We start from the raw sequence: 14277 nt of genomic DNA, 5'->3' as shown, positions 1-14277 counted from the left end.
GGCATCCTCACCCGGCGCGCATCGCCACCTGCGGCCGCGCTTCCTCGCGCAGCCTGAAGCGCGGCTCCAGCTCGGCCAGCATCGCGGTGACGCCGGTGTACTCGAGCTCGGCCATCGGCAGCATCGCCGCGCCGAAGAAGCCCTGGCGGCGCAGCTCGATCGCCTTCGCCGCCACCTGGTCGCGCACGCGGTCCCAGAACGGATGCGCGAACGCGTCCTCGGCCTCGGTCAGGCGGCCGTCGTGCATGCACAACGCCGCGCAGCTCACCACCGGCGGTCCGTCGAAATAGCTGACGCCGGACTCCTGCGGCACCGGCATCAGCGGCATGTTGTGCGAGCCGCGCATGCCGCCGGCGACCAGCGCGCCGATCGCGTAGGGCGCCAGCACCTCGCCGGTGGCGGGGAAATTCTTCTGCACGCGCACCAGCATCACCGGGTCGTCCTTGCCGGTGTACTTGCCGGCGATGTTGTGCAGGCGCGTGGTGCACGCCGCCACCGCCTGCTCGCCGGTGGCGCGCGACCACACCGACTCGACCACGTAGCGCTCGGTGTCGCGCAGCAGCGCGGCGATGCGGTACATGTCCTCGGGCGCGTTCAGTTCGATCACGCGGTCGCCCTCGGTGTGGCCGACGTCCATGATCACGAAGCGGAAGCCCTGCGACAGCTCCGGCGAAAGCAACAGGCCGGGCGTGTTCATCGGATCGGCGAACGCGAGGTACAGCGGCAGGTTGAACGCGCCGGGATCGGTCTTGTCGGCGGCGAAGAACAGGAACGGTTCGGCCGGGCGCTCCTCGAACTCCATCTCGGCCACCGCCGGTCCCATGCCGCGCACGTTGCCGGAGAACGCGTCCTTCAGCAGGTCCTGGCCGGCGCCGTACAGGCCCTGGCGGCGGGCGACGTCGGTGCCGCCGCGGAAGGCGTCCCAGGCCAGCTTGTGCACCGCCGGATCGCCGACGCCGTGGCGGTGCGTCATCAGGATGGCGATGTCGTCGCCGGTGGCGCTGACCCGCGCGTCGATCAGCAGATGGTTGCCGCGATGGGCGTGGATGCGCGAGCGCACCGCGTCCAGCAATGCCTGCGACGGCCGGATGTGGCCGCCGATCGAGCCGATGTCGGCCTTGATCACGCTGAGCGTCGTTTTCATCTGCCACCTCGTGCGCGCACGGCGCCTTGCCATGTCTCGAGGCTAGGCCGCGCGCGCGCGAGCGTGTTGATGCCCGTCAAGATCACGGGCGCCAGCGCCGGCGCCGCGCAGGCACGCGCCACGCCAGTACGCGCCGGTGCACGGCGGCGACCAGCGCGAGGTAGGTCGCCGCGGCGGCGGCGACGAACGCGTAGTAGCCGGCCGGCGGCCGCACGAAGCCGAGCGCCGGCGCCAGCGGCGTCAGCGGCAGCAGCCAGGCGAGGCACACCACCGCGGCGCTGGCCAGGATCAGCGGCGTGCCGGGCCGGCTGCGCCGCGCCTTGCCCAGCGTGCGGATCACGAACACCACCAGCGTTTGCGTGGTCAGCGACTCGACGAACCAGCCGCTCTGGAACAGCGGCGCCGAGGCGCCGAACACCGCCAGCAGCACGTAGAAGGTCAGGAAGTCGTACAGCGAGCTGATCGGGCCGATCGCCAGCATGAAGTTGCGGATCTGCGCGACGTTCCAGCGCTGCGGCCGGCGGATCGCGCTGGCGTCGACGGTATCGGTGGGCAGCGTGGCCTGCGCGATGTCGTAGAGGAAGTTGTTCAGCAGGATCTGTACCGGCGTCATCGGCAGGAACGGCAGGAACAGCATGCCGGCCGCCATGCTGGCCATGTTGCCGAAGTTGGAGCTGGTCGCCATCAGCAGGTACTTCATCACGTTGGCGAAGGCGCGACGGCCTTCCAGCACGCCGTCGTGCAGCACGCCGAGGTCGCGCTCGCGCAGCACGATGTCGGCGCTGTCCTTGGCCACGTCCACCGCGTTGGCCACGGAGATGCCGACATCGGCGGCGTGCAGCGAGGGCGCGTCGTTGACGCCGTCGCCGAGGAAGCCGATGACGTGACGACGCGCCTTCAGCGCCAGCAGGATGCGGTGCTTCTGCGCCGGCGACACGCGCGCGAACGCCGTCGCGCGCTCGGCCGCGCGGCCGAGCGCGGCGTCGCCCAGGCGGTCGACCTCGACGCCGGTCACCGCCGGCTGCGTGCCCAGCCCGACCTGCTCGCACACGCGCTGCACCAGCGGCGCGTCGTCGCCGCTGAGGATCTTCACCTGCACGCCGTCGCGGCGCAGCGCCGCCAGCGTCGCCGCGATGCCCGGCACCAGCGGGTCGGCGAAGGTGACGAAGCCGGCGAACACCAGCCCGGTCTCGTCCTCGACGCGGTACGCGGGCTGCGCCGGCACGTCGCGCCACGCCACCGCCAGCACGCGCAGACCGCGCCTGCCGCAGTCCTCGGCGAGGCGCAGGCAGCGCGCGCGCAGCGCTTCGTCCAGCGGCTCGCGGCGGTCGCCGCGCTCGCAGGCCGTGCAGCACGCCAGCACGTGGGCGGGCGCGCCCTTGGTCACCAGGATGCGCGCGCCGGCGCGCGCGGCGACCACCGACAGCCGGCGCCGTTCGAAGTCGAACGGAATCTCGTCGACCTTGCCGTAACCTTCCGCCCCGGCCACGTCGCCGTGGGCGAGGATCGCGGCGTCGAACGGGCTGCGGATGCCGCTCTCGTACAGGCTGTTCAGATAGGCGAACTCCAGCGGCCGCCTCGCGGCGTGGCCGTCGATGTCCAGTCCCTCCTCCACGCGCATCTCGCCGGTGGTCAGCGTCGCGGTCTTGTCGCACAGCAGCAGCTGCATGCTGCCGAAGTCCTCGATCGCCGCCAGGTGCTTGACGATCACCCGCCGCCGCGCCATGCGCACGGCGCCACGCGCCAGCGTCACGGTAACGATCATCGGCAGGAATTCCGGCGTCAGCCCCACCGCCAGCGCCACGGCGAACATCAGCGATTCGAACGGCTCGCGGCCGCGCGCCAGCGCGATCAGCAGCGTGGCCAGCACGAGGAACACCACCGTGCGCATGATCAGGCCGGCGAAGCGCACCAGACCGCGCTCGAACTCGGTCTCGGGCGGGCGTGCCGACAACAGCTCGGCGACGTCGCCGAAGGCGGTGGCGCGGCCGGTGGCGAACACCACCGCCTGCGCGGTGCCGACCACCACCGAGGTGCCGAGCAGCACCACGTGGCGCGCCTCCGCCAGCGCGGTCGTCGGCGGCGGCGCGTCCGCCGGCGCCTTCTCGGCCGGCGCCGATTCGCCGGTCAGCGCCGCCTGCTGCACGTACAGCCCGCGCGCGTCGAACAGCCGCGCGTCGGCCGGCACGCGGTCGCCGGCGCCGAGGCGGATCACGTCGCCCGGCACCAGCCGGTGCCGCGGCAGCTCGCGCCATGCGCCGTCGCGGCGCACGCAGGCCGTCGGCGCGATCTCCTCGCGCAGCCGCTCCGCGGCGCGCTGCGAGCGGTAGCTCAGGAAGAAATTCAGCAGCACGCTCAGCGCGACGATCACCGCGATGATCGCCGCCTCGGCGAACTCGCGCAGCAGCGCCGAGACGGCGGCGGCCAGCAGCAGGATCAGCACCAGCGGATTGCCGAGGAACGCGAGCAGCGCCAGCGCCGCCGCGCCGCGCCGCCGCGGCGCGGCCTCGTTGGGCCCGTGGCGCGCGAGGCGGCGCTCGGCCTCGGCGCTGTCGAGCCCCTGCGGCGTCGACGCCAGCGCGCTCCACGCCGCGGCGATCGGCGCGGCGACCGCCGCCGCGCGCGGATCCTCGCGGGCGTCGTTCACGCGCGGCCGCCCTTCCGCGCGGCGCCGCGCGCATCGTTGACGTGCGTCAAGCCGCCGCGGGCGCCGCGCGCGAGGATGCAGGCGCATCCCCACGGAGGGCCGCCACGATGCGCATCCTGGTTGTCTACTACAGTCGGACCGGCATCACCCGCAGCCTGGCCGAGTCGCTGGCCGTGCGGCTCGACGCCGACCTCTCGCCGATCGAGGAAGCCGCGTCCCGCCGCGGCGTGCGCGGCTGGCTGCGCTCGGCGCTGGAAGCGCGCCGCGAGGCGTTGCCGCCGCTGCTGACGCCGCGCCACGATCCGTCGAAGTACGACCTGGTGGTGATCGGCACGCCGGTGTGGTTCGGCCGCGTCTCCAGCCCCGTGCGCAGCTACCTGCAGGCGAACCGCGGGCGCATCCGCCGCGCCGCCTTCTTCTGCACCATGGGCGGGCGCGGCGCCCAGCATGCGTTCGAGGACATGAGCGAGGCGCTGGACATGGCGCCGGTGACGCAGGCGGCGTTCGCCGACCGCGAGATCGCCGAGCAGACGCATTACCGCACCCTGGAGCATCTCGCCGGTTTCCTGCGCGCGGCCGCGTTCGTCGCGCCGTCGTTCCTGCATGCGCACGGCGCCGCCGCGGGCTCCGTGCACCCGTGACGCCTGCGGCCGCCGCACGGCCGCGCTCATGACGGCGCGAACCAGCGCCCGAACCAGGCCGCCGCCTGCCGCGCCACCTGCGCCAGCGCGCCGGGCTCCTCGAACAGGTGCGTGGCGCCGGGCACGACGATCAGTTCGGCGGGCGCGCGCAGCCGCGCCAGCGCCTCGCGGTTGAGCGCCAGCACTTCGGCGTCGGCGCCGCCGACGATCAGCAGCGTCGGCGCGCGCACCGCGGCCAACACCTCCGCGCCGGCGAGATCCGGCCGGCCGCCGCGCGAGACCACGGCGGCGACCGCCTCGGGATGCGCGGCCGCGGTCGCCAGCGCCGCCGCCGCGCCGGTGCTCGCGCCGAACAGGCCCAGCGGCAGCGCCCGCAGCGGCGGTTCCGCGCGCGCCCACGCCAGCGTCGCGCCCAGGCGCGCGGTCAGCAGCGGGATGTCGAAGCGCATCGCGCGTTGGCGGTCTTCGTCCACCGTCAGCAGGTCGAGCAGCAGCGTGGCGATGCCGGCGGCGTGCAGCGCCTCGGCGACGCTGCGGTTGCGCGGGCTGTGCCGCCCGCTGCCGCTGCCGTGCGCGAACAGCACCAGGCCGCGCGGCAGCGCCGGCACGCGCAGGTCGCCTTCGAGCACGACGCCGTCGGCGGGAACGCGCACGGCGCGTTCGCCGGACGCCGACGCGGCCGGCGACGCGCCCAGCAGCGCGGCCACCTCGGCGTCGTCCACCGGCGGGAAGTGCCGGTAGAAGGCGCCGACGGCATAGAAGTCCAGCGGCGTCGCCAGGCACACCACCTCGTCGGCCAGCGGCTCGACCCGCGCCAGGCTGTCGCGCGCGGCCACCGGCACGGCGCAGACCAGGCGCGCCGGCCCCTGCGCGCGCACCGCGCGCAGCGCGGCCGCCATGGTCGCGCCGGTCGCCAGCCCGTCGTCGACGACGATCGCCGTGCGCCCCGCCGCATCCAGCGACGGCGCGCCGCCGCGCCAGCGCTGCCGGCGTTCGCGGATCTGCGCCAGCCGGCGCGCGCTCTCGCGCTCGACGTAGGCGGCGTCGGCGCCGGCGCTCGCGGCATGCGGCGCCAGCCACACCGAGCCGCGCTCGTCGATCGCGCCCACCGCGAACTCGGGATTGCCGGGCGCACCCAGCTTGTGCACCAGCACGACGTCGAGGTCGCCGCCCAGCGCATCGGCGAGCACGCGTCCCATCGGCACCGCGCCGCGCGGGATGGCCAGCACCAGCGGATGGCGGCCGCGGTACGCCGACAACGCCGCGGCGAGCTGCTGCGCCGCGTCGACGCGATCGCGATAGGGCAGTTGTGGCATCGATCGTTCCATTGGACATGCCGTCATGCCCGCGAAAGCGCGCGCAGTCGCGGCCGCGACGTCGACGGATGCGGGCCGTCCTTAGCACAGCCTCGATGCGATCCGGCCTCCTTGATGCACGTCAAACTCGTCCCGGCGCGCGCGTCTACGCTGCGCGCAACGGCAGAGAGGTAAGCGCGTGGACAGACTCGCGGGCAAGGTTGCGGTGGTCACCGGCGGCGCCCGGGGCATCGGTCTCGCCTGCGTGCGGCGCATGGCCGAGGAAGGCGCGCGCGTGGCGATGGCGGACGTGCACGACGCCGACGGCCGCGACCGCGCCGCCGAGCTGCGCGCGCAAGGCCTCGACGTGCGCTACTTCCACTGCGACGTTGCCGCCGAAGCCGAGGTGGCCGCGCTGATGGACGGCGCCGCCGAGGCGTTCGGGCGCATCGACGTGCTGGTCAACAATGCCGGCATCGCCGGCGCGAACAAGCCGACGCATGAACTGACCGAGGCGGAATGGGACCGCGTGCAGGCGGTCAACGTGAAGGGCGTGTTCTTCTGCACCAAGCACGCGATCCCGCACCTGCGCGACGCCGGCGGCGGCTGCATCGTCAACCTGTCGTCGATCTACGGCTTGGTCGGCGCGGCGGACTCGCCGCCCTACCACGCCTCCAAGGGCGCGGTGCGGCTGATGAGCAAGACCGACGCGATGCTGTACGCCGCCGACCGCATCCGCGTGAACTCGGTGCACCCGGGTTTCGTCTGGACGCCGATGGTCGAGCAGCACCTGCGCGGCATGGGCGGCGACCTCGAGCAGCATCGCCGCGAAACCGACGCGCTGCATCCGCTCGGCCACATGGGCGAACCGGACGACATCGCCTGGGGCGTGGTCTATCTGGCGTCGGACGAGGCGCGCTTCGTCACCGGCGCCGAACTGGTGATCGACGGCGGCTACACCTGCCATTGAGACGGCAGGCGCGCCGCCCCGCACGAGGATGGGTTCGATGGGCAAGACATGGGTCCTGGTCGCCGATCGCGTACGCGCGCGGCTGTTCGAGCTCGAAAGCGGCAATGCCGCGCTGAACGAGGTCGAGGCTTTCGTCAATCCCGAGGGGCGCGATCCGGCGGGCTCGCGCGGCGACATGCGGCCGACGCGCAGCATCGAGAGCGTCGGCGGCGCGCGCCACGCGATCGAGCCGCACACCACGCCGGAGACGAAGTACGCCGAGCGCTTTGCGCGCCGCCTGCACGACGCGCTGGAACAGGGGCGCGTGCAGCACCGGTACGACCAGCTGGTGCTGGTGGCGCCGCCGCGCTTCCTCGGCGCGCTGCACGGCGCGTTGGGCAAGAACGTGCGCAGCCACGTGGTCGCCGAAGTGCGGCGCAACCTCACCGCGATGACGCCCGAGCAGATCCGCGTGCACATCGGCGAGCGGGCGCTGCGCTGAGGCGCGGCGCGCCCGTTCCGTCAACGGGTGGCGAACGCCACCTGCGCGGCCGCTGCCGCGGTGTCCGCCGGCACCGCCACCTCGGCGCCCATGCGTTCCGCCCAGCGCAATGCCGCGGCATCGCCGGCGTCGACGTGGCCGATCAGGCGCGCGCAGCCATGGGCGGCGGCGTAATCGCGCAGCACGTCGAGCAGCGCGCGCGAGGCGCCGCGGCGCCGCCAGTCGGCGGCCACCGCCAGCGCGAAGCCGGCCGTGCCCGCCGTCGCGCCGAACGCGTAGCGGGCGACCCCGGCCGGCGCGTCCGCGCCGTGCGGCAGCAGCACGAAGCCCATGTCGCGCGCGTAGTCGATCGCGCGCGGGCAGCTCCACAGGCGCTCGCCGTCGGCGGGCAGCCAGTCGCGCTCGGGGCCGGCCTCGAGCAGCGCGCGCGCCGCCGGCAGGTCCTGCGGCCGCAGCGGCCGCAACAGGCAGCGCGTGCCGTCGCCCAGCGTCACCTCGCGCGACCAGTCGTGCGGATACGGGTGCACGGCCAGGTGCGGATAGCCGGCGGTCGCGGTCGGCGCGCCCGGATCGATCACCACGCGCGCGTCCAGCGCGATGCAGCCCTGCGCAGCGGCCACCAGCGGGTTGATGTCGAGCTCGCGCACCCACGGCAACGCGCAGACCAGGTCGGACAGCCGCAGCAGCATCTCCACCAGCGCTTCGCGCTCGACCGCCGGCTCGTTGCGGTAGGCGCGCAGCAGCGCGGCGACGCGCGTGCGCTCGACCAGGTCGGCGGCGGCGCGCCGGTCCAGCGGCGGCAGCGCGAAGGCGACGTCGCGCAACTGCTCCACCGCCACGCCGCCGGCGCCGAAGCAGAGCACGCGGCCGAAGGCGGGGTCGGTGGCCACGCCGGCCATCAGCTCGCGCGCGTGCGCGAGGCGCAACATCGGCTGCACCATCACGCCGGCGATGCGCGGTTCCGGCGCCGCGGACGTGGAGATCGCCAGCAGGCGCGCGAAAGCGCCGCGCACCGCGTCCGCGTCGGCGAGGTTCAGCCGCACGCCGCCGACGTCGCTCTTGTGCACCACGTCGGGCGACTCGAGCTTGAGCGCGACCGGATAGCCCAGCGCGCGCGCCGCTTGCACCGCCTCATCGGCGGTCGTCGCCGAGGCGCACGGCGGCGTGGCGATGCCGAACGCGGCCAGCAGCGCGTGCGCCTCGTGCGTGTAGAGCTGCGTGCGCTCCTCCGCCAGCGCGCGCTGGCGGATGGCGAGCGCGGCGCCGAGGTCCGGCCGCGGCGGCGTTTCCGCCGCTTCCGCCGGCGCCGCGGATTCGCGCCGCGGCCGCGCGAACGCCGCCAGCGCGGCCAGCGCCGCGATTGCCTCCTCCGGCTGGCGCACGTGCGCCACGCCCAGCGCCTTGCAGCGCTCGTGCGCGGCGGCGACGTGGGCGTCGCCCAGCCAGGCGCCGACCACCGGCTTGGCGTGATGCGCGCCGGCGTCGGCCAGCACGTCGGCGATCTCGGCGGGGTCGTCGCCGCGCAGCGGCACGTACAGCGCAGCCGCGCCGTCGACCGCCGGGTCGGCCAGCACCGTGTCCAGCGCGGCGGCGAAGCGTTCGGCGCCGGCGTCGCCCAGCACGTCGACCGGATTGGCCACGGCGGCGGCGGCCGGCAGACGCCGGCGCAGCGCGCGCTGCGTTTCCGGCGACAGCTCCGCCAGCGCCACGCCATAGTCGCGCGCCGCGTCGGCGGCCAGCGCGGCCGGACCGCCGCCGTTGCTGACCACGACGAAACGGTGGCCGGCCGGCAGGTCCAGCAGCGCCAGCGCGCCGGCCGCAGCGTACAGTTCGGCCAGCGAGCGCAGGCGCGGCACGCCGCAACGGCGCAGCGCGGCGTCGAACACGGCGTCGTCGCCGAGCAGCGCCGCGGTGTGCGAGCCGATCGCGCGCTCGCCTTCGGCATGGCGGCCCGCCTTCATCGCCACCACCGGCTTGATGCACGCCGCGCGGCGCAGCGCGGAGACGAAGCGGCGCGCGTCGTTGACGCCCTCGACGTAGAGCACGATCGCGCGCGTGAAAGGGTCGTCGGCCAGGTAGTCGACGACCTCGCCGAAACCGATGTCCGCCGCGGCGCCCAGCGCCACCGCCGCCGACATGCCGACGCGCCCGCCCTCGGCCCAGTCCATCATCGCCGCGCACAGCGCGCCCGACTGCGTCACCAGCGCCAGCCCGCCGGGCTGCGGCCGCGCCACCGCGAAGGTCGCGTTCAGGCCGACGTGCGGCCGCACCACGCCGAAGCTGTTCGGGCCGAGCAGGCGCACGCCGCCCTCGCGCGCGATGCGCAGCACGCGCGCCTGCCGTTCGCGGCCGCTGTCGTCGCTCTCGGCGAAGCCGCCGCTCAGCACGGCCGCGGCGGGAATGCGCGCGCGCACGCAGTCGCCGACCACCTGCTCCACCGCATCCGCCGGCACCGCGATCACGGCGAGGTCGACGGGGCGCGGCAGCGCTTGCAGCGAGGGAAAGCAGGGCCGGCCGGACAGCTCGGCGCGGCGCGGGTTGACCGCAAACACGTCGCCGGCGTAATCGCCGGCGACGAGGTTGCGGTAGACGGCCGCGCCGACCGCCCCTTCCCGCGCCGAGGCGCCGACGACGGCGATCGCCCGCGGTTCCAGCAGCGCGGACAGCGCCGATCGTCCCGCGCCGGCGGGTCGCGTGGTCTGCATGCGGGGCTCCTCGATCCGTTGCGGCGATGCTCGGCCTGGGCGCGTCACCGCGTGTTGATGGCGATCAAGGCGCGCGCCCGCGGCGGTGCGTTGACCTGCATCAATCCGTCCCGCTCGGGGCCGGCTAAGGTTGGAAAAGTGCCCCGCCGCTTTCATGGTCGCGCCTCCATGTTCAAGCACATCCTGGTGGGTTTCGACGGCTCCGAATCGTCGCGGCGCGGCTTCGGCACGGCGCTGGAAATGGCCGTCCGCCTCGGCGGCGCGCTCACCGTGATGCAGGTGCTGGCCACGTACGAGCGCGTGTTCGCCGGCACGAAGGAGATGCGCGACCTGCCTTCGCGCAACGCCTACGAATCGGCCATCCTGGCCGCCGCGCAGCGCGAGGTCGCGGCGCTGACCGACGCCGCCGAGGCGCGCGGCGTGCCCTGCCGCACCGTGCTGGAGTTCGCCGCCGAGCCGCACCAGGCGCTGCTGCTGCAGGCGCAGCGGGACGCCTGCGACCTGATCGTCCTGGGCGGCGGCCGGGACGAACGCGGCGGCCGCGTCCCGCCCGGCCGCGAGACGGCCTCGACGCTGGTGCGCGGCAGCATCCCCGTGCTGGTCGTCGGCGCCGCGGCGGAGCCGGCCGCGGCGCCAGCCTGGACTGGTTAGCGCCCCCGTTCGGTGCCATGATGGCCGTACTTCGGCGGAGGGAGCCGCGGGAGACCGCCATGAGAGGCCCTGACGACCCAGCTACCGAATCGGCGCCGATCGTCGTCGTCATCGACGACGAAGTGGAAATCGTCGAACTGGTCGAGACGTACTTCGCCGAACGCCGGATGCGCGTGATCGGCGGCCACTCCGGCACGGACCTGCGCCGCATCCTGGCCGAGCACCGCGTCGACCTGGTGATGCTCGACCTCGGCCTGCCGGGCGAGGACGGCATCGACCTCGCGCGCGAGTTGCGCCGCACCACGACCACGCCGCTCATCATCCTCAGCGGCCGCGCCGCCACCGTCGACAAGGTGCTGGCGCTGGAGCTCGGCGCCGACGACTACGTCACCAAGCCATTCGAGCTGGCCGAGCTGCACGCCCGCGCGCGCTCGGTGCTGCGGCGTTCGCGGCAGGCGCACGCGGCGGCGGACGAGCCCAGCCTGCGCTTCGGCGGCTACGTGTTCTATCCGCGCCAGCGCCGCCTGCAGACGCGCGAAGGCACGACCGTGGAGCTAACCAGCGGCGAACTGCAGATGCTGGAGATGTTCCTGTACCACCCCAACCGTCTGCTCTCGCGCGACCAGATCCTCGAATGGACGCGCGGCCGCGACGGCGGTCCGTTCGACCGCAGCGTCGACATGCAGATCGGCCGCCTGCGCCGCAAGATCGAGACCGACGCCGCCGCCCCGCAACTGATCAAGACCGTGCGCGGCCAGGGCTACTGGTTCTCCGCCGCGGTCGAGCGCGTGCCGTGAACGAGCGGCCGGCGCCGACGCCGTTCGAACAGGCGTTCGGCAGCCTGGCGGTGCTGCGTCAGGTGCTCGACTCGGCGCCGGACGCGATGCTGATCGTCGACGCCGGCGGCGCGATCCGCTACTGGAACACCGAGGCGGAAAAACTGTTCGGCTACGGCGAGGACGCCATCCGTGGCCGCTCCGTCGAGACGCTGGTGCCGGCGCGCCTGGCCGACGCCCACCGCGCGCACCGCGGGCGCTACATGCAGCAACCGCAGCGCCGCCCGATGGGCATCGGCATGGAACTGCGCGGCCTGCGCAGCGACGGCACGGAAGTGCCGATCGAGGTCAGCCTGAACGCGGTGACGATCGGCGGCGGCGCCTACGTGATCGCCTCGGTGCGCGACATCGGCGCCAAGCTGCGCGCCGAGGAAGACCAGCGCCGCCTGCGCCAGCAGGAAATGCTTCTGGCGATGTGGGAGCAGACGCTGCGCAGCTCGTCCTTCGACGCGGCCTGCCGCGTCACCGTGCAGGGCGTGCGCGACGCGCTCGCCGCGCGCCGCATCTGCGTGTACGAATTCGCCCCCGGCCGCGGCTCCCGCCTGGTGCGCGTGGCCTACGACACCGACGCCGACGGCAACCCGATCTGGGTCGATCTCGCCGCGCTGCCGCAGGTGGCAGCGCTGCTGCAGGACGAAACCGACGCCGCCGCCACCGCCGCGCCGGCGGTGGCGATGCGGCTGTACAACGACGCGCAGGGCGTCGAACTGGTGCTGTCGCTGCGCGCGCACACCGGCATCCTCGGCGCGCTCACCATCGCGCGCCCGGCCGGCGCCTGGTTCGGCAGCGACGACATCTACGTGGCGCAGAGCGTGGCCCACCTGCTGGCGCACGCGCTGGCGCGCAGCCAGTCGGACCAGCTGCTGGTCGCGGCGGCGCAGATGGAGGCGCTCGGCCAGTTGAGCAGCGGCATCGCCCACGAGTTCAACAACCTGCTCAGCATCATGGCCGGCAACCTGGAGATCCTCAGCGCGCGCCTGCAGGACAACGCCTCGATGGAGAAGATGGTGCGCGCCGCGCTGCGCGCCACCCGCCGCGGCGGCGAGCTGACCAAGCGCCTGCTGATGCTGGCGCACAAGCAGCCGGCCAAGGTCGCCGCCTACCACATCCAGCAATTGCTGCCGGGCCTGGCCGAACTGGTGACGCGCGCGGTCGGCGAGCGCATCGAGGTGCTGCTCGACGTGCCGTCCGACCTGCCCGCGGTTGCGCTCGACCCTTCGGTGCTGGATGCCTGCATCATCAACCTCGCCACCAACGCGCGCGACGCCATGCCCGACGGCGGCCGGCTCACCCTCGGCGCCGGGTTCGTGCGGCTCGACGCGGCGCCCGACCCCGAGCACGCCGCGCAGTTCGCGCCCGGCGAATTCGTCGTGGTGGCGGTCGCCGATACCGGCTGCGGCATGACCGAGGAAGTGCGGCGGCGCGCCTTCGAGCCTTTCTTCACCACCAAGGAAGCCGGCCGCGGCACCGGCCTCGGCCTGGTGCTGGTGCGCTCGCTGATGCACCAGATCGGCGGCTGCCTGACGCTGCACAGCGCGGCCGGCTTCGGCACGGTGGTCAAGCTGTACTTCCCGGTGGCGAGGACCGCCGTCTCGGGCAGCCGCACCGAGGCCCCGCGCGGCGCGGGCGAGCGCGTGCTGCTGGTCGAGGACGACGAGGCGGTGCGCGAGACCACCACGCTGCTGCTGGAGGATCTCGGCTACGCCGTGGCGGCCGTGGATTCGGTGGCCGCCGCGCGCGCGGAACTGGCGTGCCGCGCCGACATCGCGATCGTCTTCAGCGACGTGGCGCTGGGCGGCCCCGCCGACGGCATCGACCTCGCCGACGAACTGCGCCGCAGCCGCCCTTCCCTGCCGGTCGTGCTGACCTCAGGTTACGCGGCCTCGCTGAGCGCACGGCTGGGCGATCATCCGGCCGTGGCCAGCCTGCTGGCCAAGCCGTTCAGCCGCGAACAGCTCGCGACGGCCCTGCGCGACGCGCTGGTGCGGCCGCGCGCGGACTGACGCGGAGCCCCCGCGCCTCAGGCCGCCCAGGCGGCGGCGCGGCCCAGCCGCTCGCGGTCGCGGATGCTGATGTGCCGGCCTTCCACCTGCACCGTGCCTTCGCGGTTGAAGCGGCTCAGGCCGCGGCTGATCGTCTCCAGCTTGAGGCCGAGGTAGCTGGCGATGTCCTCGCGGGTCATCTTCAGCACGTACTCGGTGCCGGAGTAGCCGCGCGCCGCGTAGCGCCGGCCGAGATCGAGCAGGAACGTGGCCAGGCGCTCCTCGGCGGTGGTCGAGCCGAGCAGCAGCATGGTCATCTGCTCGTGCTGGAGCTCGTGCGCCAGCTTGCGGATCAGCGCCTCGTTCAGCGTGCGCACGTCGATGCCCATGCGCTCCAGGCGGCGCAGCGGCACTTCGATGGCGACGCTGTACTCGAGCGCGCGGATCGAGGTCGGATGCACCTCCGCATCCAGCGCGTCCAGGCCCAGCAGGTCCTCGGCGAAATAGAACCGGGTCACCTGCTCGCGGCCGTCGATGCCGATGCGCACCGCCTTGGCCGAGCCGCTGGACAGCAGGAACAGCGATTCGAACGGATCCCCGGCGTGCACGATGTGTTCGCCCTTCTGCAGGCGCACGACGTGCAGGGTCGTCTGCGCGGAGTAGCCGGCCAGGCAGCGTCCCAGCGCGCTGCGCTGCAGGGCGGCGTCGGCGAGGTTGCGGGCGGAGGAGAGGTCGATCGGAGGACGTGTGGTCATGACGAGCGTCTCGGGGAAGGGGCCACGCGTCCACCCTAGCGCGGGCGTCGCGCAACCGTGCCACCGCGCGGTCACGCCGTGTAACGGCGCGTAACGGCGCCTCGCCCCGGCGCCGGACGGGATTGATCCATCTCAAGCCGCGACCCGTCCACGGTTGCTAGAACTCGACC

11 protein-coding genes are annotated in these 14277 nt (G+C 74.0%); 6 read left to right on the top strand and 5 right to left on the bottom strand.

Annotated elements, in window-relative coordinates; all coding sequences use genetic code 11:
- Nucleotides 1-7: 7 nt before the first annotated feature.
- A complete protein-coding gene (gene fbp / locus MBSD_RS11790) occupies nucleotides 8-1144 on the bottom strand; it encodes a fructose-1,6-bisphosphate aldolase/phosphatase (protein ID WP_062537503.1) in 1137 nt (378 codons plus the stop codon).
- Nucleotides 1145-1226: 82 nt separating this feature from the next.
- A complete protein-coding gene (mgtA, locus tag MBSD_RS11785) occupies nucleotides 1227-3791 on the bottom strand; it encodes a magnesium-translocating P-type ATPase (protein WP_237071798.1) in 2565 nt (854 codons plus the stop codon).
- A 107-nt stretch (nucleotides 3792-3898) separates the two neighbouring features.
- Here mgtA and MBSD_RS11780 point away from each other — a divergent pair, with 107 nt between their 5' ends.
- Nucleotides 3899-4432 (top strand): flavodoxin family protein, encoded by a 534-nt coding sequence (locus MBSD_RS11780; protein WP_062537502.1) that lies wholly within the window; start codon nucleotides 3899-3901, stop codon nucleotides 4430-4432.
- A 26-nt stretch (nucleotides 4433-4458) separates the two neighbouring features.
- Here MBSD_RS11780 and MBSD_RS11775 read toward each other — a convergent pair whose 3' ends face one another.
- Entirely contained in the window at nucleotides 4459-5748 is a 1290-nt protein-coding gene (locus MBSD_RS11775) for an alpha/beta family hydrolase (RefSeq protein ID WP_187300669.1), read from the bottom strand.
- Between the two features lie 178 nt (nucleotides 5749-5926).
- Here MBSD_RS11775 and MBSD_RS11770 point away from each other — a divergent pair, with 178 nt between their 5' ends.
- Complete coding sequence (locus MBSD_RS11770; RefSeq protein ID WP_062537501.1) at nucleotides 5927-6697, top strand: SDR family NAD(P)-dependent oxidoreductase; 771 nt, start codon at nucleotides 5927-5929, stop codon at nucleotides 6695-6697.
- A 37-nt stretch (nucleotides 6698-6734) separates the two neighbouring features.
- Nucleotides 6735-7178: a host attachment protein gene (locus MBSD_RS11765; RefSeq protein ID WP_062537500.1), complete on the top strand. Its 444-nt coding sequence runs from the start codon at nucleotides 6735-6737 to the stop codon at nucleotides 7176-7178.
- Nucleotides 7179-7198: 20 nt separating this feature from the next.
- Here MBSD_RS11765 and MBSD_RS11760 read toward each other — a convergent pair whose 3' ends face one another.
- Entirely contained in the window at nucleotides 7199-9883 is a 2685-nt protein-coding gene (locus MBSD_RS11760; protein ID WP_062537499.1) for a bifunctional acetate--CoA ligase family protein/GNAT family N-acetyltransferase, read from the bottom strand.
- A gap of 168 nt (nucleotides 9884-10051) precedes the next feature.
- Between MBSD_RS11760 and MBSD_RS11755 the strand changes: the two genes are divergently transcribed.
- Genes MBSD_RS11755 through MBSD_RS11745 form a run of 3 tightly spaced genes read left to right on the top strand, consistent with a single transcriptional unit; the run spans nucleotide 10052 to nucleotide 13373 of the window.
- Nucleotides 10052-10534, top strand: a complete 483-nt coding sequence (locus MBSD_RS11755; protein ID WP_062537498.1) for a universal stress protein — start codon at nucleotides 10052-10054, stop codon at nucleotides 10532-10534.
- A gap of 59 nt (nucleotides 10535-10593) precedes the next feature.
- Nucleotides 10594-11331, top strand: a complete 738-nt coding sequence (locus tag MBSD_RS11750; RefSeq protein ID WP_062537497.1) for a response regulator — start codon at nucleotides 10594-10596, stop codon at nucleotides 11329-11331.
- Complete coding sequence (locus tag MBSD_RS11745; RefSeq protein WP_062537496.1) at nucleotides 11328-13373, top strand: PAS domain-containing hybrid sensor histidine kinase/response regulator; 2046 nt, start codon at nucleotides 11328-11330, stop codon at nucleotides 13371-13373. Before MBSD_RS11750 ends, MBSD_RS11745 begins: the two co-directional genes overlap by 4 nt.
- Before the next feature lie 17 nt (nucleotides 13374-13390).
- Here the strand turns inward: MBSD_RS11745 and MBSD_RS11740 are convergent, their stop codons facing one another.
- Nucleotides 13391-14107 carry a helix-turn-helix domain-containing protein gene (locus MBSD_RS11740; RefSeq protein ID WP_062537495.1) on the bottom strand — a complete coding sequence of 239 codons (717 nt, stop codon included), beginning with the start codon at nucleotides 14105-14107 and terminating at the stop codon, nucleotides 13391-13393.
- Nucleotides 14108-14277: the final 170 nt, after the last annotated feature.

This window comes from Mizugakiibacter sediminis (assembly GCF_000953855.2).
Lineage (GTDB): Bacteria > Pseudomonadota > Gammaproteobacteria > Xanthomonadales > Rhodanobacteraceae > Mizugakiibacter > Mizugakiibacter sediminis.
This window is presented reverse-complemented; position numbering and strand designations above follow the sequence as displayed.